Annotated in this window: 20 protein-coding genes and 2 pseudogenes; 9 read left to right on the top strand and 13 right to left on the bottom strand. The window is 62.3% G+C overall.

Annotation, left to right across the window (positions count from 1 at the left end):
- Positions 1-20: 20 nt before the first annotated feature.
- Positions 21-962: a Flp pilus assembly protein CpaB gene (gene cpaB / locus ACGSLL_RS09100; protein ID WP_394505091.1), complete on the bottom strand. Its 942-nt coding sequence runs from the start codon at positions 960-962 to the stop codon at positions 21-23.
- Between the two features lie 338 nt (positions 963-1300).
- Between cpaB and ACGSLL_RS09095 the strand changes: the two genes are divergently transcribed.
- Entirely contained in the window at positions 1301-1507 is a 207-nt protein-coding gene (locus ACGSLL_RS09095) for a Flp family type IVb pilin (RefSeq protein ID WP_332765872.1), read from the top strand.
- Positions 1508-1578: 71 nt separating this feature from the next.
- Entirely contained in the window at positions 1579-1980 is a 402-nt protein-coding gene (locus tag ACGSLL_RS09090) for a response regulator (RefSeq protein ID WP_208938858.1), read from the top strand.
- A gap of 873 nt (positions 1981-2853) precedes the next feature.
- On the opposite strand, the gene ACGSLL_RS09085 is transcribed toward ACGSLL_RS09090, so the two are convergent.
- From ACGSLL_RS09085 to ACGSLL_RS09070, 4 genes are all read right to left on the bottom strand, one after another.
- Positions 2854-4524 (bottom strand): ShlB/FhaC/HecB family hemolysin secretion/activation protein, encoded by a 1671-nt coding sequence (locus ACGSLL_RS09085; RefSeq protein ID WP_394505088.1) that lies wholly within the window; start codon positions 4522-4524, stop codon positions 2854-2856.
- Positions 4525-4658: 134 nt separating this feature from the next.
- Entirely contained in the window at positions 4659-6227 is a 1569-nt protein-coding gene (locus tag ACGSLL_RS09080) for a collagen-like triple helix repeat-containing protein (RefSeq protein ID WP_394505086.1), read from the bottom strand.
- Between the two features lie 302 nt (positions 6228-6529).
- On the bottom strand, positions 6530-7384 hold the full coding sequence (locus ACGSLL_RS09075) for a MaoC family dehydratase (RefSeq protein WP_394505084.1): 855 nt from the start codon (positions 7382-7384) through the stop codon (positions 6530-6532).
- Between the two features lie 2 nt (positions 7385-7386).
- Positions 7387-8739 (bottom strand): 3-oxoacyl-ACP reductase, encoded by a 1353-nt coding sequence (locus ACGSLL_RS09070; RefSeq protein WP_394505082.1) that lies wholly within the window; start codon positions 8737-8739, stop codon positions 7387-7389.
- Positions 8740-8970: 231 nt separating this feature from the next.
- Here ACGSLL_RS09070 and ACGSLL_RS09065 point away from each other — a divergent pair, with 231 nt between their 5' ends.
- A complete protein-coding gene (locus ACGSLL_RS09065; protein WP_394505080.1) occupies positions 8971-10248 on the top strand; it encodes an acetyl-CoA C-acetyltransferase in 1278 nt (425 codons plus the stop codon).
- 286 nt (positions 10249-10534) lie between these two features.
- On the opposite strand, the pseudogene ACGSLL_RS09060 reads toward ACGSLL_RS09065, so the two are convergent.
- Positions 10535-11134, bottom strand: a pseudogene (locus ACGSLL_RS09060) (methyl-accepting chemotaxis protein); the annotation flags it as partial.
- Positions 11135-11392: 258 nt separating this feature from the next.
- Positions 11393-12325 (bottom strand): annotated as a pseudogene (locus ACGSLL_RS09055) (cache domain-containing protein); the annotation flags it as partial.
- A 604-nt stretch (positions 12326-12929) separates the two neighbouring features.
- On the opposite strand from ACGSLL_RS09055, the gene ACGSLL_RS09050 reads away from it, so the two are divergent.
- Both ACGSLL_RS09050 and ACGSLL_RS09045 read left to right on the top strand, forming a co-directional pair.
- Entirely contained in the window at positions 12930-13826 is an 897-nt protein-coding gene (locus ACGSLL_RS09050) for a PA4780 family RIO1-like protein kinase (RefSeq protein WP_090281144.1), read from the top strand.
- Between the two features lie 334 nt (positions 13827-14160).
- Complete coding sequence (locus ACGSLL_RS09045; RefSeq protein WP_394505077.1) at positions 14161-15369, top strand: MFS transporter; 1209 nt, start codon at positions 14161-14163, stop codon at positions 15367-15369.
- Here the strand turns inward: ACGSLL_RS09045 and cueR are convergent.
- The 3 genes from cueR to ACGSLL_RS09030 all read right to left on the bottom strand — a co-directional run bounded on the left by cueR (position 15323) and on the right by ACGSLL_RS09030 (position 18741).
- Complete coding sequence (gene cueR / locus ACGSLL_RS09040; RefSeq protein ID WP_090281149.1) at positions 15323-15736, bottom strand: Cu(I)-responsive transcriptional regulator; 414 nt, start codon at positions 15734-15736, stop codon at positions 15323-15325. The two genes, ACGSLL_RS09045 and cueR, sit on opposite strands and share 47 nt — an antisense overlap.
- Entirely contained in the window at positions 15733-18126 is a 2394-nt protein-coding gene (locus ACGSLL_RS09035) for a heavy metal translocating P-type ATPase (RefSeq protein WP_394505074.1), read from the bottom strand. Before ACGSLL_RS09035 ends, cueR begins: the two co-directional genes overlap by 4 nt.
- 231 nt (positions 18127-18357) lie before the next feature.
- Positions 18358-18741 (bottom strand): hypothetical protein, encoded by a 384-nt coding sequence (locus ACGSLL_RS09030; RefSeq protein WP_394505072.1) that lies wholly within the window; start codon positions 18739-18741, stop codon positions 18358-18360.
- A gap of 149 nt (positions 18742-18890) precedes the next feature.
- On the opposite strand from ACGSLL_RS09030, the gene ACGSLL_RS09025 reads away from it, so the two are divergent.
- Both ACGSLL_RS09025 and ACGSLL_RS09020 read left to right on the top strand, forming a co-directional pair.
- Entirely contained in the window at positions 18891-19088 is a 198-nt protein-coding gene (locus tag ACGSLL_RS09025) for a heavy-metal-associated domain-containing protein (RefSeq protein WP_394505070.1), read from the top strand.
- 87 nt (positions 19089-19175) lie between these two features.
- A complete protein-coding gene (locus ACGSLL_RS09020) occupies positions 19176-20378 on the top strand; it encodes a multidrug effflux MFS transporter (protein ID WP_394505068.1) in 1203 nt (400 codons plus the stop codon).
- A 6-nt stretch (positions 20379-20384) separates the two neighbouring features.
- On the opposite strand, the gene ACGSLL_RS09015 is transcribed toward ACGSLL_RS09020, so the two are convergent.
- The 3 genes from ACGSLL_RS09015 to ACGSLL_RS09005 all read right to left on the bottom strand — a co-directional run bounded on the left by ACGSLL_RS09015 (position 20385) and on the right by ACGSLL_RS09005 (position 22058).
- The gene (locus ACGSLL_RS09015; RefSeq protein WP_172833298.1) at positions 20385-20558 is read right to left on the bottom strand and encodes a hypothetical protein; all 174 of its coding nucleotides are present in this window, start codon (positions 20556-20558) and stop codon (positions 20385-20387) included.
- Positions 20559-20718: 160 nt separating this feature from the next.
- Positions 20719-21732 (bottom strand): zinc-binding alcohol dehydrogenase family protein, encoded by a 1014-nt coding sequence (locus tag ACGSLL_RS09010; protein ID WP_394505065.1) that lies wholly within the window; start codon positions 21730-21732, stop codon positions 20719-20721.
- 32 nt (positions 21733-21764) lie between these two features.
- The gene (locus ACGSLL_RS09005) at positions 21765-22058 is read right to left on the bottom strand and encodes a putative quinol monooxygenase (RefSeq protein ID WP_394505063.1); all 294 of its coding nucleotides are present in this window, start codon (positions 22056-22058) and stop codon (positions 21765-21767) included.
- A 120-nt stretch (positions 22059-22178) separates the two neighbouring features.
- On the opposite strand from ACGSLL_RS09005, the gene ACGSLL_RS09000 reads away from it, so the two are divergent.
- Positions 22179-23108: a LysR family transcriptional regulator gene (locus ACGSLL_RS09000; RefSeq protein ID WP_394505061.1), complete on the top strand. Its 930-nt coding sequence runs from the start codon at positions 22179-22181 to the stop codon at positions 23106-23108.
- A 316-nt stretch (positions 23109-23424) separates the two neighbouring features.
- On the top strand, positions 23425-24156 hold the full coding sequence (locus ACGSLL_RS08995) for an ArsR/SmtB family transcription factor (RefSeq protein WP_394505059.1): 732 nt from the start codon (positions 23425-23427) through the stop codon (positions 24154-24156).
- Positions 24157-24269 lie beyond the last annotated feature (113 nt).

Here is a 24269-nt window from a genome sequence, read left to right as displayed (position 1 = left end):
GCACCTGGATCCTTGCGCTGTCATGGATTCTGTTGGCTGAGCTGATTGCCGCGGATGATTTCCACCGCCGGGCGCGCGATTGTGTTTGAGCCGCTGCTGGACGGTGTTTTCGCTGCGCTGCCCATGGCCAGTTGGGTGAACTGGAAGAGCTGGCTGTTGGCGTCATCGAGGTGCGCCGGGGACTGTTTCTCACCGGCCCAGTATTTCGCTAGACGTTGTTCTTCGCTGCTGCGCACGGCCAGGCGCAAGGTGCCGGCCTGGGTGGCGAGCATCAGGCGACTGAGCAATTGCTGCGGCACTGCGAGCACCACCGTGCGTGCGGCGAGGCGGCGTTGATCCTGTTTGAGTTTGTCTTCGGCGCTCATCGCCGGCGTGGTCGGTTGGCCATCGTTTGTCAGGCCGTACTGCTCGCCGACCCCAAGCACACGCATCGCCGGCAAAACGATCTGCGCCGACTGCTGCGGGTTACTGGCGTCCTGACGCAGGTACAGCAACACATCGACGTAATCGCCGGGCAGCAATTGCCCGGCCGCGCCGATCACTTCGTCAACTGCCACGGTCAGCGCGCGCTCATCGCTGCGGATCATCCGCGCCAATGCTCCGCCGGCGTTGAAGCTTTCATCGTTGAGCCAGGTGCCGGCGCTCAAGGAACGCCAGGGTGTGCGACCGATGGCCTGATCGACATTGCTCAAACTGCCGGCCGGCGCGCTGCGCAGTTTTTCCACGGTCACATCGGCCGCCGTCAGTGCGGCGAACGGCGGCACATCGTGCAGCAGCACCACCACCGGTTGGCGAGTCTGGTCTTCGGCGATCGCGACAGTATTTTCAACGCTGACCGCCGGGGCGATCGGTGCTTGCGCGACGGGGGCCGGCTGTCGACTGAGGACCAGCCCCCAATAACCGACAAAAATCGCGCCCAGCAAGAGGATGGCGGCAAGGGCCATGGTGACGCGACTGTTCATGACGGCTCTCCCTTTCCTGCTGCACTACCCGTCGAACTTGTTAACGAGAGAAATTCCCGATTCTGCAGCTATGAACATGCAACTATTTCGCTATTTCCACGCTAGCTGATCTGTACAAAAGCGCCATTAATGACAGGCAAATAACCCACTAAAGTATGGGCCCTGGCCAATTAACAGCAGGAAATGGCGCGCACAGGCATGGATTAATGCTTTGTGATTAATCCGTTCTTACAGTTGTGGGGCGGGGGTTTGTTGACAATGCTCATGTTGCACGGTGGAACCTTGCCGCGGTGGTGATGTCGGCGCCAGAGGCGCGAAGGAGCAGGCGTATGTTGGGCATGAATCTGGAATATCTGATGGCCAAGGCCCGTTTGTTGTTCAAGAGCGAGGAGGGCGCTTCGGCGATTGAATATGCGATTGTCGTGGCGATGGTCGCCGTGGTGGTTGTGGCGTTTGTTACTCCGTTGGGCGACCGGGTGCTGGCGATCTTCAACAACGTGCTGACCACTCTGGGTGGGACCGCTGTGGCTCGGCCAACGCCTTGATTGCGGCGTTGGTCGCCGTTGGCTGATCTCGGGCTACACTCTGGTTTACTTTCCGTTTTCAGGGATTGCCCATGAATTCTGTCCCTATGCCCCGGCAACAGTTGCTTCTGGTTGACGATGAAGAGGACGCGTTGCTGGAGTTGGCGGAGTTGCTGGAGGGGGAGGGTTTTGTTTGTCATACCGCAACGTCGGTGAAGCTGGCGTTGCAGCATCTGACCCGGCATCCGGATATTGCGTTGGTGATTACTGATCTGCGTATGCCGGAGGAGTCGGGGATGTCGCTGATCCGGCGCTTGCGTGAGCATACGGCGCGGGAGCATTTGCCGGTGATTGTGATGTCGGGGCATGCGGATATGGAGGATGTCAGCGATATGTTGCGGTTGCAGGTGCTGGATCTGTTTCGCAAGCCGATTTATCACGTTCGGCTTTTTGAGACGCTGGATAATTTGTTTCCCAAGGTTCGGGGGGGGTGATCGCGGCGGCCTTTGGGCCGACCGGGTTCTTGGGGTTTGGGGGTTTATCCGTTGCTTCGGGTGGTGCTGCTGGCGGTTTCGCCCTTACGGCGAGTCCCTTTTTCAGACGCCAAAAAGGAACCAAAAGTCTTGCTCCTACGTACGGCCCTCGCAGGCTCGGGTCCCTTCGCTCCGGGATCGATCCGGGCGCAGCGGCTACGGTTTGCTTCGCTGCACCTCCTTCCGCTGTGTACGACTTCGTCGTACGGTCGCTGCGCTCCCACGCCCGGATCGATCCCTCCACTCAGCCTTCCGATGTCGCTGGTGACGCAAGATCAAGGGCACGCGAGCTAATGCTCATTGTTGAGTGGTTAGAAGCGGTTGTTCGGCTTGGGATTTGTGGTGTATTCGCCCCTCACCCCAGCCCTCTCCCCCTGGAGAGGGAGCCGATTTGTGGGCCATTCAAAATTCGCATTCGACTCGGTATCTGAGGTGGCGTACCTCGCCCAAACACCGCGGTCAGTCCCCTCTCCCTCCGGGAGAGGGCTAGGGTGAGGGTCGGCTTTTGGCTACCAGGCCTGATCGACAGCTCCCCCCGCATTATCATTCATCGCCAGCAGGCCGACTCCCACTGCTCACGCACCGATCATGAAATCAGCGCAAAACCTGTGGGAGCTGGCTTGCCAGCGATAGCGTTCTCACAGCCACCTAACCTCTAACTGAAAACACACACTCCAATGGTAGGAGTGAGCCTGCTCGCGATAGCGTCCTCACAGCCGACCACTATTTTCCAGAACGCACCCAGTCCAATGGTGGGAGCGAGCCTGCTCGCGAATGCGGTGATTCAGCCTGAACAAGCTTAATTGCCGAACCACCATCGCGAACATCCTCCCCCTACAACTGATAACTGAAACTAACGCTATACCGCGGTTTGCGATTCAACGTGTCCAGTGCTTCATCGGACATGGCCTTGGCCACTTCCAGCGATATGTTGTAGTACCTGGCGTCGCCAAACCGCAGGCCGATGGCGGTCGAGGAGAGGTTGTTGGCCTGCACCGGCAGTTGGTTGAACCAGCTGCGCGAGCGGTCGAGGACGATGTACGGTTGCAGGATGCGCAGCCAGTTGCCGTCGCGGTTGAAGCTGTAGTTGACCTCGTACGCCACGCCCCAGCCCTTGTCGCCGGAGGCCTGGTCGTCGGGGTAGCCGCGGCCGAAGTTCTGGCCGCCGAATACCGCGCGTTCGCTGTCGGGCAGGGTGTCGTCGCTCCAGTACAGCGCGGCCGAGAGGACGCCTTGCCAGTTGTCGAGGAATTTGTCGCTTTGCACGCCGGACAGGCGTACGCGGAAGAAGTCCAGGTCGATGTCGTCGTAGTTGGTGTTCGCGCCGAGGCTGTCGAAGCCTTGGTAGACGCCGGCGCTAAGGATGCGCAGTTGGCGGGCGTCGGCTTTGCGCCAGTCGCCTTCGAAGGCGAGGGCGCGTACGTCGGTACGCAACTCGGTGCTGAACGGGAAGTTGATGCCGTCGTAGCGGGTCTTGTCGTCGACGGCGTAGAGACGTGAGCCGGCGGTCAGCAGTTCGTTGGCAGAGGCGATCAAGGGTGTGCTGAAGCCGATCGAGTAGCGGTCGTTTTCACGATGGGTGCTGAGCCGTCCGCCGCCGTTGACCAGCACTTCGGTGTCGGGGTCGGCGCGATAGCGTGAGGCCGAGAGGTTCAGTTGGGTGCCTTCGCTGTCGAGAAACTGGCTGTAGTCGAGTCGGTAGTAATGCTCTTTGTCATCGCCCGGTGGAAACAGGCCGCTGAGGCTCAGTTGTTCGCCCAGCGACGTCTGCGAATTGCTGCTGACGCCGAGCAGGGCCTGCGGGCCGTTGCGGTTGTCTTCGGTGGTGCTCAGGGTGCTGGTGAACGGTTTGCGGCTGGCCTGGGCGATCAGCGTGGTGGCGCCATCGGTGGTGCCCGGTGGCGGCACCTGGGCCTGGATCGTCACGCCGGGGATGCGCGTCATCAGCGTGGTGTAACGCTCGAAGGTCTTGCGGGTCAGCGGCCGTTCGGCCTGGATTTTCGCCGCCAGTTTGTCGAGCAGGCCTTTGACCCGGCCGACGTCGCCCTGCATCTGGACATCGCGAACGTAGCCTTCCACCAGCACCACCCGGGCCACGCCATCGTCGAAATTCTGTTGTGGCAAAAATGCGTAGGACAACAGGTAGCCGTCCTGTTGATAGCGACGGGTGATGTTGCGCGTGGCTTCGATCAGGTCGGCAAGGCGGGTCTGTCGGCCGATCAGCGGTTTGTAGACTTCGGCCAGTTCGTTGAGCGGATAGATCGTGCCGCCTTCGATCTGCACGGTCTTCAGGTTGACTTTGGTCTCCATCAGCAAAGGCTGCGCGGCAGTCGCGCCCGGATCCGGCACTTGCAGCGGCGTGGCGCTCGGGCGATAGGCGTCGGCTGGCAGGTTTGGTTGGGGCAGGTTGCGGATCGTTTCGTTGCTGTTGAGAAAGCTGGGCAGGGTCTCGGCGAGGGCGGTGGAGGTGAGGCTGAGCAGCAGCAGGGATGCCATTACGCGCATAGGACACTCCATGGTCAGATCGCAGCACTGGGCGGATTTTTCCTGAGAAAAAAGGCGGAAGACTCGTGGGAATCTTCCGCCCTCAACCAAGCGTAGGCGCTGTAGGTAAGGCCGTCGAATCGGCCAGGTGCAATTTAGCGTTTGTTGCCTCCCAGCGTGCCGGTCAGACCACCGAGTACCCCGCCCAGACCACCGGTTGCCGTGCCGCCGCTGGTGGTGCCGCCGTTGACCAGGCCACCCACCGCCGCGACAGTGCCGCCGACGTTGTTGACCAGACCACCGACCGCTGTAGTGACCGGGTTGTTAGTCGCGGCGATGGTGTTGCCGAGGCTGCTGACCGCGCCACCAACCTGGCCGGTGAGGCCGGCAACGGGTGAGCCAAGGCCAGTGGCAGCGCCGACTTGCTGGGTGACACTGGTGACCGCGCTGGTGACCGGGTTCAGGCCAGCGCCGACAGCAGCGCCAACCGTAGCCAGTGGTGATGTCGTCGCGGTAATCGGAGTGCCCGAGCCACCGAGTACGGTGTTGAGCGAAGCGATGGTATTGCCCAACCCGCCAGCGGTCACACCACCGGCACTGACCACGCCATTGGTGTTACCCGCATTCAGGCCTGTGCCGACGTTGACCACCGCACCGCCGACCGTCTGCAGCAGGCCGGTGCCGCCGAGGCCGCCACCCAGACCACCGCCAGTGCCCGAACCGGTGCCGTTGGACACCAGACCACCGGCTTTGCCGACCGCGGTGCCGGTGTTGCTCAAGGCACCGCCAAGGGTATTGGTCAGCGCATTGCCGCTACCGGCGCCAGTGACCTTACCGCCAAGGGCGTTCACCGCGCCGCCCACTTGCGCCACCGCGCCTTTGAGCGGATCGCCGAGGCCGGTGGTAGCGCCGAGTTTGTCAGTGGTGCTCTCGACCATGGCGATCACCGGGACCAGGCTGCTGCCGACTTTATTGGTCAGCTGGCTGGTCGGACCATTGCTCAGGGTGGTGTTGAGGGTGTCGCCCAGCATGGTGACCTTCACACCGACGCCATCGAGAACCGGGGCCACTTTGGTGACCACGCCGCCGACCACCGGCACGCTGCTGGTGGCGCTGGCCAGTTTGCCGCTCAGGTCCGATACGCCATCGCCGACATCCGACACTACGCCGCCGACCGAGGCTACGGTGGTGGTCAGGCCTTTCGGGTCAGTGGCCAGTTTGCCGATACCGTTGCTGACGCCGTCACCCAGAGTGCTGACTACGTTGCCCGTCGTGTTGGCCACGCTTTGTACGATGCCGCCGGCCACAGGGAGGCCGCTCAGGGAATCGCCGATCTGACCGACGCCATCGCCGACACCGCTGACGGTTTTGCCGACATCCTGCACCAGCGTGGTAGTCACAAGTGCGGGTGTGGTCGGGTTGGTCGGATTGGTGGGATCCGTCGGGTTGGTTGGGTTGGTTGGATCGGTGCCGCCGCCGGTTCCGCCAGTGCCGCCACCCGTTCCACCGGTGCCGCCGCCAGTGCCGCCGGTCCCACCAGTGCCTGCGGTATCACCACCGCCAGCAGTGCCGCCGGTGCCAGCCGTGCCGTCCGCGGTCGAACCGCCTGAACTGCCCGAACTGCTGCGATGGCCGCCACCGCCGCTACTGCAGCCGGCGATGCCGAGGGAGAGGATCAATGCCAGAGCGATTGCTGATTTGGACCGCATCACTTGAGTTTTCATGATCGAGATTCCTGCACCTGTCACAACGTTACGTTGCCTTCGATGGCCCGCCGATCTGTTGTCGGCGATGCCTCGTCCATGGCTCTAATCTCAGTCGATCAGTGATTTCGCACCATTCTCAAGTTGGTATTAACGCCTTTATACAAGTGCCGCAGCGCACTGCCTTAGGACTAATACCGCAGTAATAGACGCGCAAAAAAAAGCCTTGAAAATCAAGGCTGGGAATTTTTGGCAGTGCAAAGTGACGGACAAAAAACTTAAGTTATATATACACAATTAACGGCTTTTACCGCTCGATCCGCTCAGGCAATCGGCTGCCACTGGCCAACCATATGCTCCAGATCACCGGCGCCGACCAGGCGCAGCTCGCCGCTGGACCCCGGCGCACTTGCCAGCAAGGTCACTTCGCTGGGCAGGCGCACCGGTTTGCGAAAATGCACAGCAATCTCCAGATTGGCTTTGGGCAGATGCCCGGACAATGCCGCCAGCGTGCGCGCCTTGTTCCACAAACCGTGGGCGATGGCGGTGGGGAAGCCGAACAGTTTTGCGCTGGCAGCGCTCAGGTGGATCGGGTTGTAGTCGCCGGACACTTTCGCGTAGTGCCGGCCGATATCTGCCGGCGCGTGCCAGTGTGCTACCTCCAACAGCGCTTGCGCGGGTTGCCAGATTTGCTCGCCGGGCTCGCCGTCGAGTTTCACCCCACGACAGAGCATCTGACTCTGCGCCTCCCACAACGGCCCGAGCTGATCATCCAGTGTGGTCAACAGATCGAACGTTGCGCCTTTGGCATGCGCTTGCAGGTTGTGCACACGCACGCTGACTTGCGCCCGGCTGAGCGCGCCCAGCGGTCGCAGCACGCGAATGCGGTTGCTCAGATGAACGAGCCCCAGCAGCGGAAACGGAAATTCGTTGTCCGTGAGCAATTGCATCTGCAAGGCGAAGGCAAGGATGTGTGGATAGGTCGGTGGCAGCAAACCGTCGTCGGCAAAGCCGCAGACCTTGCGATACGCCGCCAGACGTTTGCTATCGATGTCGACCCAGCAGCGCAAACCTCGGTCGGGCAATTGCATGCCAGTGATCTTGCGCCGCGTCGCCGCCCTTGCATACAGCGCCGGCAGGTTCGGTTCGCGGTCCAGCGTGCGCCATTCGATGCTCATGCCTAGGCCCCCAGAACGCTTTGGCCGCAGACCCGCAGCGCCTGCCCGGTGAACGCGCCGCTGCCCGGTTGCGCCAGCCACGCCACTGCTTCGGCGACATCCTGCGGCAGGCCGCCCTGGCCCAGCGAACTCATGCGACGCCCGGCCTCGCGCAGGCCGAAGGGAATGTGCGCAGTCATTTGCGTCTCGATGAAACCCGGCGCCACGGCGTTGATACTGATGCCGCGGGGCAGCAGGGTCGGCGCCCAGGCCTGCGCGAGGCCGATCAACCCGGCCTTGCTCGCGGCGTAATTGGTTTGCCCGCGGTTGCCGGCGATGCCGCTGATCGAGGCGAGCAGAACCACTCGCGCATTATCACGCAGGGTGCCGCTGTCGAGCAGGGCCTTGGTCAGCACTTGCGGGGCATTGAGGTTGACCGCCAGCACCGCGTCCCAGAATTCCGGGGTCATGTTGGCCAGGGTCTTGTCGCGGGTGATCCCGGCGTTGTGCACCAGAATGTCGAGGCCGTCGGGGAGCTGTTCGATCAGTTGCGCGGCGGCGTCTTCAGCGCAGATATCCAGGGTGATGCTGCGCCCGCCCAAGCGAGCGGCGAGGGCTTCCAGATCGGACTTGGCCGGTGGCACGTCGAGCAGAATCACTTCGGCGCCATCGCGAGCGAGGGTTTCGGCAATCGATGCGCCGATACCCCGCGCCGCGCCGGTCACCAGTGCCTTGCGCCCGGCCAGCGGGCGCGTCCAGTCGCTGACCGGCGTGGCGCAGGGGCTGAGGCGAATCACCTGGCCGGAGATGAACGCGCTTTTCGGCGAGAGGAAAAACCGCAACGGGCCTTCGAGTTGATCTTCGGCGCCTTCGCCGACATAGATCAGTTGCAGCGTGCCGCCGTTGCGCAGCTCCTTGGCCAGTGAACGGGAAAAGCCTTCCAGCGCGCGCTGTGCACTTGATGCAAACGGATCGCTGAGGTTTTCTGGCGCGCGGCCGAGAATGACCAGATGTGCGCTGTGTTCGAGGTTCTTCAGCAGCGGCTGGAAAAATTCGCGCAGCTGTTTGAGCTGGTCGGTGTGCTGCAATGCGCTGGCATCGAACACCACCGCCTTGAGTTTCGGCCCATGACCGGGAATCCATTCGCTGGCGCTCGCCGGTTGTTCGCCGTAGCGGTAGATGCCATCGGTCAAGCGATTGGCGAATACGCTGATGCGCTCGGCCAGCGGCCCGCCACCGATCAGCAGCGCGCCCTCGACCGGTCGCAGGCGTCCGGCCTGCCAGCGTTCCAGCCGCACCGGCGTCGGCAGGCCCAACGCCCCGACCAGACGATGGCCGAGGGACGAGTTGGCGAAGTCGATATAGCGGTCAGACATGGAACGCTCTCCAGAAGTTGGGGTTCAAAGTGTGGACTGCCGACGGCAATCAATCGTTCGATCCGCGCAATAAGGCCTACGCTGCAAAGCAGAGTAGACCACCTACCCTGTGGGAGCTGGCTTGCCAGCGATGGCATAGTGTCAACCACCGAGGATATTGGATGTGCCGGCCCCATCGCTGGCAAGCCAGCTCCCACAGGGCTCCACGTGAATTTTGAAAAGGAGTTATTCATGACCCAGCTGCGCCGCGTCGCGATCATCGGCGGTAACCGTATCCCCTTCGCCCGCTCTAACGGACCGTACGCCACGGCCAGCAATCAGGCGATGCTCACCGCCGCCCTGGAAGGTCTGATCGAACGCTACAACCTGCACGGCCAGCGCATCGGCGAGGTGGTAGCGGGCGCGGTGCTGAAATTGTCACGGGATATGAACCTGACCCGCGAATGCGTGCTCGGCTCGCGCCTGTCACCGGCCACCCCGGCCTACGACATCCAGCAAGCCTGCGGCACCGGTCTGGAAGCGGCGATCCTGGTGGCGAACAAGATCGCCCTCGGTCAGATCGACTGCGGCATCGCTGGCGGCGTCGACACCACCTCGGATGCGCCGATCAGCGTCAGCGAAGGCCTGCGCAAGATTCTCCTGCAAGCCAACCGCGCCAAGAGCACTGGCGACAAACTGAAGACCTTTCTGCAGCTGCGGCCTCAGCATCTGATTCCGGATTTTCCGCGCAACGGCGAGCCACGCACCGGTCTGTCGATGGGGCAGCACTGCGAGTTGATGGCGCAGACTTGGCAGATCCCCCGCGAAGAACAGGATCAACTGGCGCTCGAAAGTCATCAAAAGCTCGCCGCGTCCTACAGCGAAGGCTGGCACAACGACCTGATGACACCGTTCCTCGGCCTGACCCGCGACAACAATCTGCGCCCGGATCTGACCCTGGAAAAACTGGCGAGCCTTAAACCGGCCTTCGAAAAAAGCGCGAAGGGCACACTGACTGCGGGCAACTCCACGCCGCTGACCGATGGCGCCTCGGTGGTGCTACTGGGCAGCGAAGAATGGGCCAAGGAACGGGGTCTGCCGATCCTCGCGTACCTGCGCGACGGCGAAGCGGCAGCGGTGGATTTCGTCAACGGCGCCGAAGGCCTGCTGATGGCCCCGGTGTACGCGGTGCCGCGTTTGCTGGCGCGCAATGGTCTGACCCTGCAGGACTTCGATTACTACGAGATTCATGAAGCGTTCGCGGCGCAAGTGCTGTGCACGCTCAAGGCCTGGGAAGACCCCGACTACTGCAAGACCCGCCTGGGCCTCGACGCACCGTTGGGCTCGATCGACCGCAGCCGGCTGAATGTGAAGGGCAGCTCGCTGGCGGCCGGGCATCCGTTTGCTGCAACGGGTGGGCGGATTGTGGCGAACCTGGCGAAGTTGCTCGATGCGGCGGGGAAGGGGCGTGGGTTGATTTCGATTTGTGCGGCGGGTGGGCAGGGCGTGACTGCCATCATTGAACGCTAACGCTAGAAAAGCCCCTCACCCTAACCCTCTCCCGGGGGGAGAGGGAACTGATTGGGGAATATTGGCGAGATTCGCCGACCTGAACGAGCAGCGTTGAATCCGGAGTCGACCCCAGACGGCGGACTCCGACAGTCCGAACCGACCGAGTCGGCGGATCTTTAAATCCATAATCAACCCGGTATTTCAGGTCGATGTAAAACGCCAGACACCGCGGTCGGCCCCCTCTCCCTTTGGGAGAGGGCTGGGCGGGCGGCGTTCCGATGAGGGGAAGGGGATCGCAACAGTCTCAGGTGCGAAACCGACGAACCAACCCATCCAGCTCATTCGACAACCCCGCCAGACTCTGCGAATCCAGCCTCGCCGAATTAGCCAGCTCCGCCACCAATTGCGCATCCCCATGAATCTGGCTGATGTGCCGATTGATGTCCTCCGCCACTTGATGCTGTTCTTCCGCCGCTGTGGCGATCTGCGTGTTCATGTCGCGGATCACGTCGACCGATTCGCGGATCTGCCCGAAGCTTTCGCGTGCCTCGCCGATGCGTGTTACCGATTGCTGCGAGACCTGCAGGCTGGCATGCATCTGTTGGGTGACCTGGCTGGTGCGCTTGGCCAGGTTGCCGAGCAAGCCGTCGATTTCCGCCGTCGAATCCGCGGTGCGTTTGGCCAGCGCGCGAACCTCGTCGGCGACCACGGCAAAACCGCGACCCTGTTCACCGGCACGCGCCGCCTCGATGGCGGCGTTGAGCGCCAGCAGGTTGGTCTGCTCAGCGATCGAGCGGATGGTGCCGAGGATCGACTGGATATCGTTGCTGTCGCGCTCCAGTTGTTGCATCGACTGCGCCGATTGCTCGAGTTCCTGGCTCAACTGATCGACGCTGTGCACTGCTGCATCGATCTGCTGCTGGCCCTGCCGCGCCTGACGCTGACCGCTGTCGGCGGAGTCCGCCGCCTGACTGCACGAGCGCGCGACTTCATTGGCGGTGGCGACCATTTCATGGAAAGCCGTCGATACCATATCGACTGCTTCGCGCTGACGCCCGGCTGCTTCGGCCATGTCGCTGGAAACCTGGGTCGAGCTCTGCGAGGTGGCGAGAATTTTCCCCGCCGCGCCGCCGATGTGCTGGATCAGGCTGCGGATCGCCGTCAGGAACTGATTGAACCAGTTGGCCAGTTGCGCGGTTTCATCGCTGCCACGGATATCGAGGTTTTTGGTCAGGTCGCCTTCGCCCTGAGCGATGCCTTCCAGGCCACTGGCAACGCTGCGGATCGGCCGTACGATGAGGCTGGCGAAACTGGCGCCGACCACGGCGAACAACACGGCAAGCACCGCAGCGATGATTGCGATCAACCAGGTCAGCTGTGTAGCAGAGCTCATCACATCGCTCTGCTTGATCAGGCCGACGAAGGTCCAGCCCAGTTGCTCCGACGGCCAGACGTTGGCCATGTAGCGCTCGCCATTGAGCTCGACTTCCACCAGCCCTTTGCCAGCCTTGGCCAGTTGCGCATAACCCTCGCCGAGGCTGTCGAGCGGCTTGAAGTTGTGTTCCGGCTGTTTCGGGTCGACCAGCACCGTGCCGCTGTTTTCCAACAGCATCAGGTAACCGCTGTCGCCAAGCTTGATCTGTTTGACGATCTCGGTGAGTTGCTTGAGCGTCACGTCGATGCTGACCACGCCGCCGTTGCTGCCAAGTTTGTTGTCGATGGTGCGCACGGTGCTGACGTAGGTGGCATCGTCCTGCGCCCAATAATAAGCCGCGGTGCGAAACGGTTTGCCCGGTTTGGCCTGGGCGGCCTTGTACCATGGTCGCTGGCGCGGGTCGTAATTGTTCAGCTTGGGATCGTCCGGCCACGACACGTAACCGCCGGCAGCGGTACCGACAATTGCGTAGGCGTAAGCGGGGTGTGCGTTGCCCAGATCCTGCAGAAACGCGAAGACCTTTTTGTCCATCTCGCCCTGCGGGATGGTTTCGGCGTTGGCGCTCATGTAGGTCTTGAGGCTGTCGTCGGTGTTCTTGATCAGCGGTTGCGACGCCAGGTAATCGACGTTCTGGCTGATGCCGTCAAAAAACAACTGCATGGCGTTGCTGACCTGACGGATCTCGCGGCCGCTGCTGTCGACAAAATTGTCCCGGGCATCGCTGCGCAGGTTCATCACCACGAGGGTGGCGACCAGCACCACTGGCAAGCAGGCGATGATTGCAAACGCCCACGTCAATTTCTGTTTAATGTTCATCCGCGCTCCAGATTTTCTTGTAGGCCCACGCAGTGCAGATGACTTGTGGTTTATTGGCAGCCGAAAACGTTGTGGATCACCCGTTTCCCTGGGCGCGGCATCGCAGGTTGTTGTGGAACGATTGTCGAACAGATCCCTCTGTCATTCAGGGCTTCGGCTGCGCAGCGGGGAAATTGAGGCGGTCTGAAAAATATCTGCCGAAGGGTTGTCGTGCAGCCAATGTCAGATTCTGTCGCAAATGCCCTTGCACGCAGTGGCCAACATACTCGCTGGGCTCGGCTATCATTCGCCACGGTCGATGCGCGAGCGCAGAGTTGGCCCTGTAATCCGGCACAGTGTGTGCATTCTCTACGTTCACAGGTCGGCACCCCCTCCCCGTGATGCGAGGATTGCCGTATAACGAGTGACATTCGCGTGTTTGGTAATAAAGGACCCACAATAAAAGCTGATGAAGACTCCAAAACGCATTGAACCCCTGATCGAGGACGGTCTGGTCGACGAAGTGCTGCGCCCACTGATGAGTGGCAAAGAGGCAGCTGTTTATGTGGTGCGCTGCGGCAATCAGTTACGTTGCGCCAAGGTCTACAAGGAGGCGAACAAACGCAGTTTCCGTCAGGCGGCCGAGTATCAGGAAGGCCGCAAGGTGCGCAACAGCCGACAGGCTCGCGCGATGGCAAAGGGCTCCAAGTTCGGTCGCAAGGAGACCGAAGACGCCTGGCAGAACGCCGAAGTGGCGGCGCTGTTCCGTCTGGCCGGTGCCGGCGTACGCGTGCCCAAACCCTATGACTTCCTCGACGGCGTGCTGTTGATGGAGCTGGTGGCCGACGAGTTCGGCGACGCCGCGCCGCGTCTGAACGACGTGGTGCTGGAGCCGGATCAGGCGCGCGAGTATCACGCGTTTCTGATTTCGCAGATCGTGCTGATGTTGTGTACCGGTCTGGTGCACGGTGACCTCTCGGAGTTCAACGTGCTGCTGACACCCACCGGCCCGGTGATCATCGACCTGCCGCAAGCGGTCGACGCCGCCGGCAACAACCACGCGTTCAGCATGCTCGAGCGCGATGTTGGCAACATGGCTTCGTACTTCGGTCGCTTCGCCCCGGAACTGAAGAAGACCAAGTACGCCAAGGAGATGTGGGCCCTCTACGAAGCCGGTACCTTGCACCCCAACAGCGTGCTGACCGGTGAATTCGATGACCCGGAAGACCTCGCCGATGTGGGCGGCGTGCTGCGCGAGATCGAAGCGGCGCGCCTCGACGAGGAACGCAAGCAGGCCATCCGTGCGGCGGACGACGAGCCCAAAGGCAAGTCCGAGGAACCGCCTCCACCGCCGTGGATGCAGTGAACGCTTGAACTGAAACCCGGCTTCGGCCGGGTTTTTTGTTTGAACGGGAAGCCTTGAAAGCCCAGAAGCCCCTCACCCCAGCCCTCTCCCAGAGGGAGAGGGGGCCGACCGAGGTGTCTGGCGTACTTCATCGACCGGAAATACCGAGTCGATTATGGAATGGTCTACCGCGTTAATTTTGGATTCGGTGAAGCACTATCAGGTCGGCGCATTTTCACAGCATCCCCCAATCAGTCCCCTCTCCCTTTGGGAGAGGGCTAGGGTGAGGGCACTTTCGGATCCCTACAAATTCAAGTCTACTGTCCACCGCTCCACCCACACTCAAGGACTGAATGTGCCCACCCCGCGCAACCTCCAGCTGATTGTCAGCGCCCGGCTGATTTCCGATTTCGGCGCCTTCCTCAACATGGTCGCGCTGGCCACTTACGTCTACCTGCTGAGCAACAGCGCCATGAGCGTCGGCATCTTCCTCGCCAGCCGCGTCGGCGGCGGGATTTTTGCCAGTCTGATCGGCACTGCGTTCTACCGCCGCTGCAGCGGCCGCGTGCCGTTGATCGCCTTCGACCTGCTGCGCGCCGGCGCACTCGCGTTGCTGCTGATTGTGCCGGTCAGCCAACAAGCGCTGCTGCTGCCGCTGATCGCCTTCGTGCTCGGTTTGGGCAACTCGATGTTCGCGATTGGCGTGAACAGCCAGCTCCCGCGCTTGATCGAGCCGGCGCAGTTGCTCAAGGCCAATGCCTGGATCACATCAGCCTCATCGGCGGCAATGGTCGGCGGCAGTCTGGTGTCCGGTTTGCTGGTGGCGGGGTTTGGTTTTGCAACGGTGTTCGCCCTGAATGCGCTGACCTATGTATTGGCCGCGCTGTTGATTGTGCCGCTGCGTTTTGCCGCCACGACGGTCGACCCAGCACCCGAACGCGGCGAATGGACCGCCCTCAAAAAAGGTCTGCGCAGTGCGCCGGTGGTCGCGGCGATGCTCGCGGTGACCATGGCCGATACCCTCGGCAGCGCCGCACACAACGTTGGCTTCCCGATCATTTCGAAACTGCTCACGCCCGAGTCGGCGAGCACCACCCTGGGCCTGATGCTGGCGGTGTGGGCCTGCGGCAAGCTGCTCGGTGCGCGCATCGCCAGTCGCTTCAAGGCCACGGGCAACAGCGATTTGCAGCGCCGCTATTTCCTCTGCGTGGCCGTGATGTCCTGTGGATTCATCCTGATGTTTCAGCAGCACAGCCTATATGCCTTGCTGTTGTTTGCCTTGCCGGCTGGCCTCGGTGACGGGATGTCCGAAGTCAGCCTGATGTCGCGCCTGCAACGCGAGCCAGAACAACTTCGCCTGCCGATCTTCAGCGTCCTGACCCTGCTGCAAATGACCGGTTTCGGCATCGGCATGCTCATTGCCGCACCGTTCTACGAGTGGTGGACGCCGGGGGCCGTGGTCATGCTGTTCCACGGCATTCCGCTCGGCACGCTGCTGGTGCTGAAAGCGCTGGCGCTCAGGCGCGCGCGGGTTGCGCGCAGCAGCCCGACGCCAGTTCCTTGAGAATCGGGCAGTCGGGACGCTGGTCGCCGCTGCAGTGTTCGACCAGATCCTGCAGGGTGTCACGCAGCTCGCCCAGCTCGCGGATCTTCTGATTCAGCTCGTCGATGTGCTGGCGCGCCAAGGCCTTTACATCGGCGCTGGCGCGCTGGCGGTCCTGCCACAGGGTCAGCAGCTTGCCGACTTCTTCCAGCGAGAAACCCAGGTCCCGCGAGCGCTTGATGAACGCCAGCGTGTGCAGATCATCGCTACCGTAGACGCGGTAACCGGCGTCGGTGCGATGGGCTGCCTTGAGCAAACCGATCGACTCGTAATAGCGGATCATTTTTGCGCTGAGGCCACTTTGCCGGGCCGCTTGGCCGATGTTCATCGCTGTTCCTCCAGTTCGTCGGGTTTCCAGGTTTTCAACAGTAGCGCATTGCTCACCACGCTGACGCTCGACAACGCCATGGCCGCGCCGGCCAGCACCGGATTGAGGAAGCCGAACGCTGCCAGCGGAATGCCGATCAGGTTGTAGACGAAGGCCCAGAACAGGTTCTGGCGGATCTTCGCGTAGGTCTTGCGGCTGATCTCCAGCGCTGCCGGCACCAGTCGCGGGTCGCCGCGCATCAGGGTGATGCCGGCGGCGTGCATGGCGACATCGGTGCCGCCGCCCATGGCGATACCGATGTCGGCGGCGGCCAGGGCTGGCGCATCATTGATGCCGTCGCCGACCATTGCCACCACGCCGGTCTTTTTCAGTTCGGTGACGGTTGCGGCTTTGTCTGCCGGCAACACTTCGGCGTGGACATGGGTGATGCCCAGCGCCTCGGCGACCACCCGCGCACTGCCGCGGTTGTCGCCGGTCAGCAGATGACTGTGGATATCTCGCGCAGCAAGTTGCTGTACGGCTTGCAGCGCGCCGGGTTTCAGCGTGTCACCGAAAGCGAACAATCCGAGCACGCGCGGCTGCGGGCTCTGCTCGATCAGCCACGACAAGGTGCGGCCTTCGGTTTCCCAGGCCGTGGCGCTGTCATTCAATTGTGCGGCGCTCAATTCGCTTTCTTCGAGCAGCCGTCGATTGCCCAGGGCCAGGCGGCGACCGTCCAGCGTACCGGCGATGCCGCGCCCGGTCAGCGACTGGCTGTCATTGACATTCGGCACATCGAGGCCGCGTTCGGCGGCGGCATCGAGCACCGCTTTGGCCAATGGGTGTTCGCTGCCGCGTTGCAGCGCCCCGGCCAGTTTCAGCAAGGTGTCTTCATCGCCATCAATCGCGCTGAGATGGGCAATACGCGGCGTGCCTGACGTCAGCGTGCCGGTCTTGTCGAATACCACACTGCTGACGGCATGGGCGCGCTCCAGTGCTTCAGCATCCTTGATCAGAATGCCGTGGCGCGCCGCCACACCGGTGCCGGCCATGATCGCGGTCGGCGTGGCGAGGCCGAGGGCGCAGGGGCAGGCGATGACCAGCACCGCGACGGCGTTGATCAGCGCGGTTTCGATCGGCGCGCCGTAGAGCCACCAGCCGATCAGCGTCGCCAGAGCAATCAGCAACACCGTCGGCACGAAAATCTGGCTGACCTTATCCACCAGTTTCTGGATCGGCGCTTTCGCCGCTTGCGCGTCTTCGACCAGGCGGATGATCCGCGCCAGTACGCTTTCCGCGCCTAGCGCCAGCGTACGCACCAGTAAACGCCCCTCACCGTTGATCGCGCCACCGGTCACCGGGTCGCCCGGTTGTTTTGGCACCGGCAGGCTTTCGCCGCTGATCAGCGCTTCGTCGGCGTGGCTCTGACCTTCGATGACTTCGCCGTCGACCGGGAAGCGTTCGCCGGGTTTGACCAGGACCACGTCATTGAGGCGTAGGGCACTGATGGCGACGTCCTGCTCGCGGCCGTCGATCACCTGAATCGCGCGTTCCGGGCGCAACGCTTCAAGGGCGCGGATGGCGCTGGCGGTCTGGCGTTTGGCGCGGCTTTCCAGGTATTTGCCGAGCAGCACCAAGGCAATGACCACCGCCGAGGCTTCGAAATACAGATGCGGCATGCGTCCGGCGGCGGTGGCCCATTCGTAGAGACTCAAGCCGTAACCGGCGCTGGTGCCGAGGGCTACCAGCAAGTCCATGTTGCCGGCGCCGGCGCGTACGGCTTTCCACGCGGCGACATAAAAGCGCGCGCCGAAAATGAATTGCACCGGGGTGGCGAGGGCGAATTGCGCCCAGGCCGGCAACATCCAGTGCAGGCCGAACGGTTGCAGCAACATCGGCGCCACCAGCGGCAGGGCGAGGGCGATCGCGCAGATCAGTGCCCAGCGCTCGTACTTCAGGCGCTGTTCCTGTTTATCGGTATTCGCCGATTCGGCTTGCCAGACGCTGGCCGCGTAACCGGCCTTGCTCACCGCGTCGAGCAGCGTTTGCTGATCGACCTGACCGAGCAATTCCAGGTGTGCACGTTCATTGGCGAGATTGACGCTGACGCTTTTCACCCCGGCGACCTTGTTCAGGGCGCGCTCGACGCGGCCGACGCAGGACGCGCAGGTCATGCCGTCGATACTCAATTCGAGGGTTTGCCGGGGAACGCTGTAACCGGCGCGTTCCACCGCTGCCAGCAACGCCGGCAGGCTGTCGCCCGGTGCCTGCACGCGGGCCTGTTCGGTGGCGAGGTTGACGCTGACGGCATGGGCGCCGCTGACTTTGCTCAAGGCGCGCTCGACACGCCCGGCGCAACTGGCGCAGGTCATGCCGGCAATCGGCAGATCGAAAGTGGTGGAATCGGACATCGGTCGTACTCCCTGCAGTAGATGCCTGCAAGGATCAACCTTGCCATGCGGGCAAGGTCAAGCACCTGTTTTTTTATGGATCGTTCCCACACTCTGCGTGGGAATGCCTGCGGTGACGCTCCGCGTCACGCTTTGGGACGCAGAGCGTCCATGGCTGCATTCCCACGCAGAGCGTGGGAACGATCGGTACCGTATTCGCGAGCAGGCTCGCTCCCACAGGTTCCGGTCGACTCAGTAACCGAGATCGGCGCGCTTGAGGTACATGCCTTCCTGATTCATCGCTATGCGGTATTTCTGTATATCGCCCGCTTGCAGCTTGATTTCCTGCGAGCCGGGGGCGAGCAAGCCTGGATTGCAACCGGGTACTTGCCCCGGCAATAGCTTCAAGCGCAACGAAACATTGCCCGGCGGCAGGTTGAACGAAGTGCTCTGTTCCTGAAACAGTCGCGCCGACAGCTGATCCTGAATGTACACGCCGATTTCGCACGAGGTCGCCACTTCCAGGCGCTCGCGGGAAATGATCAGTACCGCGTAATCCTCCCCGACAGCCTGCACGGGTGCGACTGCTGAGAAGAAACCGAGAAAGCCAAACAGGCTGAAAGCTGACCAGCGCATGGCTGCATCTCCTGCAATTGAAGTCATTGATGTACGCAGCTTGGCCGAGCGCGGCGCCGATTGCCAGCCCGGCAGTTTTTGCCAGAACTTGACCTTGCCATCGTGGCAAGCTCGAAACTGCCGACAACCTCACTCAAAGGAGTCATCCCATGCAAGTATTCAACGTTCAAGGCATGTCCTGCGGTCATTGCGTCAAAGCCATCACCAACGCCCTGCAGGCCAGGGATCCGGCAGCCAGCGTGCGCGTCGACCTGGCCACTAAAGAAGTCGGCGTCGAGAGCAGGCTGGAAGCCGCGCAGATCATCGAAGCGATCAGCGAAGAAGGTTATCCGGTGAAGCTCGTCTGAAATTGATCGTTAGCGAGCTATCGGAATGTTCAAGGCGTCCGGGCGCGGCTAGACTGTCGAGCTGCGACTTGCCCACCTGGATGCCTGATGAACTTTCGTACCATTTTGATACTTGGCGCCTTGAGCGCTTTCGGTCCATTGGCGATCGACTTTTATTTACCCGCATTTCCGGCCATGGCGCTGGCCTTCGGCACGGATGAGCAGCATGTGCAGCTGACGCTGGCCGCGTATTTCCTCGGCCTGTCGCTGGGCCAGCTGGCTTACGGGCCGATTTCCGATCGGTTCGGCCGACGGGTTCCACTGCTCAGCGGCGTCGGCCTGTTCACCCTCGCGTCGCTGGCTTGTGCCTATGCGCCAAGTCTGGAATGGCTGATCGGCGCGCGTTTCGTCCAGGCGCTCGGGGGCTGTGCGGGCATGGTGATTTCCCGCGCGGTGGTCGCCGACAAATGCGATGCCGTGGGCTCGGCGAAGGTTTTCTCGCAACTGATGCTGGTGATGGGCCTGGCGCCGATTCTGGCGCCGATGCTCGGCGGTCTGCTGGTCAATACCAGCGGCTGGCAGTCGATCTTTCTGGTGCTGACCGGTTTCAGCGCCCTCGCGGCGCTGGCGGTGGCGCTTGGCCTGCCGGAAAGTATGCCGGCGCACGTGCCGCGCCAGCCACTGTCGGGTGCATTGCGCCAATACACGCGACTGGTCAAAGACCGGGTTTACCTCGGTCACGCACTCACCGGCGGCATCGCCATCGCTGGCATGTTCGCCTACATCGCCGGTTCACCCTTTGTGTTCATCAAGCTGTACGGCGTGCCAGCCGAGCATTTCGGCTGGCTGTTCGGCACCAACGCGGCGGGTTTCATTCTGGTGGCGCAAATCAATGCGCGGCTGTTGGCCAAGCGCGGCCCGGCGTTTCTGCTGGTGCGTGCGGTGTGGGTGTACTTTCTCGCAGGGCTTACCTTGCTGGCGGTCGGCGCGATGCGGCCAGAAGCCTTGTGGCCGTTGCTGATTCCGCTGTTCATCTGCATTGCCAGCCTCGGTTGCATCATCTCTAACGCATCCGCCTGTGCGATGAACGGCCAGGGTGCGCGGGCCGGCAGCGCGTCGGCCATGCTCGGTTGTCTGCAATTCAGCATCGCCGCCGGTGCGGCTGCGCTGGTGGGCGTGCTGCACGATGGCAGCGCCGTGCCGATGGCCATGGTCATCAGCTTGTGCGGGTTGCTGGTGGTCAGCGTCGCTTTGCTTACCCGCCGCCTGCAGAACGCCCGGGCATTGGCGCAAGCCCAGGCCGAGGTGTGAACAGTCTCAGCCGGCAGCGCGCTGCTGGCTGTATTCGGGAATGCGATGGGGCGCGCAGAGTCGCGCTTCGAGGGTGCGAGTGAACGCCAGTGCTTCGGCTTCACTGCGAAAGGTCACGACATGCTGGTCCAGGCGAACCTGCCATTGAGACTTTGCCACTTCTTTTATCAGGATCTTCATTGCTGACCTCCCTTGCGTAAAAGATGTATCGCAGAGGCTTCGATTGTAGACCCGAATACGATCGCAATTGTGACAACGCCCGGGCATCGGACTGACGGCAAAAAACCTCGCAGCACGGCCAGCCGCTCTAGCGCTGGCACAGGCTGCGAGGTCCGGTTTCTCAGAAACCTTCTAAAACAATTTTTCCCTTGGCCTTGCCGCTTTCCAGTAGTTCATGGGCGCGACGCAGGTTGGCTGCATTGATGCTGCCGAAGTGTTCGCCTACGGTCGTTTTCAAGGTGCCGGCATCGATGAGTTGCGCGACGCGGTTGAGCAAGTTGTGCTGCTCGATCATGTCCGGCGTCTCGAACAGCGAGCGGGTGTACATGAACTCCCAGTGCAGCGACAGGCTCTTGCGCTTGAGTTTGCTCACGTCCAGCGACTTCGGATCGTCGATCAGCGCCAGTTTGCCCTGCGGCGCCAACGCTTCGACCAGTTGCTCCAGATGCTGGTCGGTCTGGGTCAGGCTGGCGACGTGGGTCACGCTGTCGAGGCCAGCGCGCTTGAGTTCTTCGCTCAACGGCTGGCTATGATCGATCACCACGTCAGCACCCAGCGCTTTGACCCAGTCGCGGGTCTGTTCGCGCGACGCGGTGCCGATGACCTTCAGGCCGGTCAGTTGCTTCGCCAGTTGTGTGAGGATCGAGCCGACCCCACCGGCCGCGCCGACGATCAGCAGGCTCTGGCCCTCGTCGGTTTTACCTTCGCTGATTTGCAAACGCTCGAAGAGCAATTCCCAGGCAGTGATCGCGGTCAGCGGCAGCGCGGCGGCTTCGGCAAAATCGAGGGTTCCCGGCATATGGCCGACGATGCGCTCATCGACAACGTGCAACTCACTGTTGCCGCCGGCACGGGCGATTGAGCCGGCGTAGAAGACTTTGTCGCCGGCCTTGAACAGCGTGACGTCACTGCCGACAGCTTTGACCACACCGGCAACGTCCCAGCCCAGTACTTTCGCGGCGCCGTTCTCCGGGGCTACGTTCTGCCGCACTTTGGTATCGACCGGGTTGACCGAAATGGCTTTGACTTCCACCAGCAGGTCGCGCGGGCCGGCGACCGGTTCCGCCAGTTCGATGTCTTGCAATGCGTTGGTGTCGCTGATTGGCAGGGATGCGTAATAGGCGATGGCTTTCATGAAAGGCTCCGTACGGTTAATAGAAGGAGAGATCAGGCAATTGCGCCGAGGCGCTTGAGCTGAAAGTGTTCGATGGTGTCGCCGGCACTGCTCTGAAACTGCTGGAAGTGCGCGCTGGCGTTGTGTGCCTGCAGCACCTCATCACTGGCCCAGTGCTCTATCACGTAAAAAACCTGTGGGTCGGCGAGGTCGCGGTGCAGGTCGTACTGGCCGCAACCGGCCTCGGCGCGGCTCGGGGCAACCAGCGCGCGCAGGGCCTGTTCGAGGGCGTCCTGCTGGCCCGGTCTGGCGGTGAGGGTGGCGATGGCAGTGAAGGGCTGGGACATGTCGGGCTCCAATAGCGCAGCGAGAAATTCGATGGACAGATGATTCGCTATTTCTGTTGACGATAAAACCGGCTAAAACAGCAGTCTCTTTCAATTTTATTTTGATAATCGAGGCCGAGAATGTTGCGTTTCGATGACTTGCAATTGTTTGTCCGCGCAGCGGATCTGGGCAGCCTGTCGGCAGCGGCGCGGGTGATGGACATGTCCGCGGCGGTGGCGAGTGCGGCGTTGAAGCGCATCGAGCAGCAATTGGGTGCGCGCTTGCTCGCGCGCTCGACCCGCAGTCTGCGTCTGACCGCTGAGGGGGAGGGGTTTCTTGAATACGCGCGCGCCGCGCTGAGCAACCTTGATGAAGGACGGCGCCTGCTCGCCAGCGGCCAGGATCAGGTCAGCGGGATCCTGCAGTTGTCCGCACCGTCGGACTTCGGTCGCAATCTGCTGCTGCCGTGGCTGGATGAATTCCAGCGCGAGCATCCACGGCTGACCGTGCGTTTGCTGCTCGGCGACCGCATCGCCGATCTGTTCCGCCAGCCGGTGGACATCGCCTTGCGGTATGGCGAGCCGGAGGACTCCAGCCTGGTCGCGCTGCCCATCGCCGCGCACAATCGTCGTGTGCTCTGCGCCTCCCCGGCGTATCTGGCGCGGCACGGCGAGCCGCGCCAGCTTGAGCAACTGGCTCAGCACAATTGCCTGCTGTACATGCTTGGCAGCCGCGTCCACGACCATTGGAGTTTCCATGACGGCAAACGCGAAGTCAGCCTCACGGTCAGCGGCGACCGTTTCAGCGACGACGCCGACGTCGTGCGTTTATGGGCACTGGCCGGTGCCGGGATCGCCTATAAATCCTGGCTCGACGTCGGCACCGATGTCCTCGCCGGCCGTCTCAAGGTGCTGTTGCCGGAACTGCTCTGTGAGCGTGCTCCGCTGAATCTGTTGTGCGCCCATCGCGCACAATTGAGTAAGCCGGTGAACCTTCTGCGCGAGATGCTCGCCAGTCGATGCGCTGAATTGAGTAGTCAATTTCGCGTTTTTTCCAAAGTTGATCATTAGTCGCAGGTAAATAGAGAAATTTCACTCAGGAACAATCACCACCTGCGCAGGCCCCGGCGCGGGACGCGGCGCCTAACCGGCTTATACTAGCGCCCGCCTCATGCCAGCACCGACACCCCGGCCCGGAGACTTTCGCACCCCGTCGCCCGATTGGCGTGACGGTCGCGCATCTGCTGCGGGTGCTGTGCCGGGGCAGGCTGCGTCAGTAGCTTGCCTCGCCCCGGTTCATGGCGATTTTCGCGTCTTGGCCGACGACTGATTAGCGGCCAAGATGTCTCCGAGCAGTAGACGATACGATTCAACAGGGAGTGAACACATGGAACATGCACCTTGCATCAGCCAGATCGCCACGTTGCTGGCCGACCCCAAGCGCAGCGCGATGATGTGGGCGTTGATGGATGGCGCGGCGCGGCAGACCGAGGAGCTTGCGCTACTGGCGGGGCTGTCGCCGTCCTCGGCCAGCGCGCACCTGACGCGGCTGGCCACGGGTGGTCTGTTGAAGGTCGAAGTCCGAGGTCGCAAGCGTTTTTTCCGTCTCGCGGCGCCGGAGGTCGGTGCGGCGATAGAAGCCCTTGCCAGCGCCACCATCGCCAGCGCGCCGCGCGAGGTTCCCGAAGTATTCAAGCGCAGCACACCGCTGGCCAAACCGCAGACCGCGCCGTCGTCACTGTTGCGCGCACGTTTTTGCGACGATCACCTGGGCGGGACGCTTGCCGCCGATCTGTACCAGCGCCTGCTTGATGCCGGCTGGATCGAACAGCTGGAGCATCGCGTCGCGGTGACCCAAAAGGGCGCGAAGTTGCTGGCCGACCGTGGCGTGTTCATTCAGGCGCTGGCCCATCGCAACGTGCAAGTGGCGTGTGCCTGCCCGGACTGGAGCGAGCGTCGTCCGCACATGGGCGGCTCACTCGGCGCGGCGCTGCTGCAGTTGTTCATGCAGTCCGGTTGGCTGACGCTGCCCAACGACTCCCGAGCGTTGCAACTGACAGCCACCGGGCACCGCGAATTGCACCGTTTCGCCAAAGAGACCGAGCTGGAAATGGCGTAATAGAGCGTTGCACAGAGCCTGCCCGAAATGCGTCAGCGCTTCTGGCGTCGTTGACGGTTGCGAGCAGGTCGCATCCAGCAGCAACGCCAGATCGCTATCGCGCACACTCGATC

Origin of the sequence: Pseudomonas retamae (assembly GCF_043496865.1) — a bacterium.
Lineage (GTDB): Bacteria > Pseudomonadota > Gammaproteobacteria > Pseudomonadales > Pseudomonadaceae > Aquipseudomonas > Aquipseudomonas retamae.
The sequence above is the reverse complement of the archived record's forward strand: the minus strand, read 5'-3'. Positions and strand labels throughout refer to the sequence as shown.

Bases quoted from the DNA above. Each gene is read 5' to 3' on its own strand.
- ACGSLL_RS09030 (WP_394505072.1), bottom strand. From the start codon at position 18,741: ATGCGCTGGTCAGCTTTCAGCCTGTTTGGCTTTCTCGGTTTCTTCTCA.
- ACGSLL_RS09000 (WP_394505061.1), top strand. From the start codon at position 22,179: ATGTTGCGTTTCGATGACTTGCAATTGTTTGTCCGCGCAGCGGATCTG.
- ACGSLL_RS09085 (WP_394505088.1), bottom strand. From the start codon at position 4,524: ATGCGCGTAATGGCATCCCTGCTGCTGCTCAGCCTCACCTCCACCGCC.
- ACGSLL_RS09015 (WP_172833298.1), bottom strand. From the start codon at position 20,558: ATGAAGATCCTGATAAAAGAAGTGGCAAAGTCTCAATGGCAGGTTCGC.
- ACGSLL_RS09020 (WP_394505068.1), top strand. From the start codon at position 19,176: ATGAACTTTCGTACCATTTTGATACTTGGCGCCTTGAGCGCTTTCGGT.
- ACGSLL_RS08995 (WP_394505059.1), top strand. From the start codon at position 23,425: ATGGAACATGCACCTTGCATCAGCCAGATCGCCACGTTGCTGGCCGAC.
- ACGSLL_RS09090 (WP_208938858.1), top strand. From the start codon at position 1,579: ATGAATTCTGTCCCTATGCCCCGGCAACAGTTGCTTCTGGTTGACGAT.
- ACGSLL_RS09095 (WP_332765872.1), top strand. From the start codon at position 1,301: ATGAATCTGGAATATCTGATGGCCAAGGCCCGTTTGTTGTTCAAGAGC.
- ACGSLL_RS09065 (WP_394505080.1), top strand. From the start codon at position 8,971: ATGACCCAGCTGCGCCGCGTCGCGATCATCGGCGGTAACCGTATCCCC.
- cueR (WP_090281149.1), bottom strand. From the start codon at position 15,736: ATGAACATCGGCCAAGCGGCCCGGCAAAGTGGCCTCAGCGCAAAAATG.
- ACGSLL_RS09025 (WP_394505070.1), top strand. From the start codon at position 18,891: ATGCAAGTATTCAACGTTCAAGGCATGTCCTGCGGTCATTGCGTCAAA.
- ACGSLL_RS09070 (WP_394505082.1), bottom strand. From the start codon at position 8,739: ATGTCTGACCGCTATATCGACTTCGCCAACTCGTCCCTCGGCCATCGT.
- ACGSLL_RS09075 (WP_394505084.1), bottom strand. From the start codon at position 7,384: ATGAGCATCGAATGGCGCACGCTGGACCGCGAACCGAACCTGCCGGCG.
- ACGSLL_RS09050 (WP_090281144.1), top strand. From the start codon at position 12,930: ATGAAGACTCCAAAACGCATTGAACCCCTGATCGAGGACGGTCTGGTC.
- cpaB (WP_394505091.1), bottom strand. From the start codon at position 962: ATGAACAGTCGCGTCACCATGGCCCTTGCCGCCATCCTCTTGCTGGGC.
- ACGSLL_RS09080 (WP_394505086.1), bottom strand. From the start codon at position 6,227: ATGAAAACTCAAGTGATGCGGTCCAAATCAGCAATCGCTCTGGCATTG.
- ACGSLL_RS09035 (WP_394505074.1), bottom strand. From the start codon at position 18,126: ATGTCCGATTCCACCACTTTCGATCTGCCGATTGCCGGCATGACCTGC.
- ACGSLL_RS09010 (WP_394505065.1), bottom strand. From the start codon at position 21,732: ATGAAAGCCATCGCCTATTACGCATCCCTGCCAATCAGCGACACCAAC.
- ACGSLL_RS09005 (WP_394505063.1), bottom strand. From the start codon at position 22,058: ATGTCCCAGCCCTTCACTGCCATCGCCACCCTCACCGCCAGACCGGGC.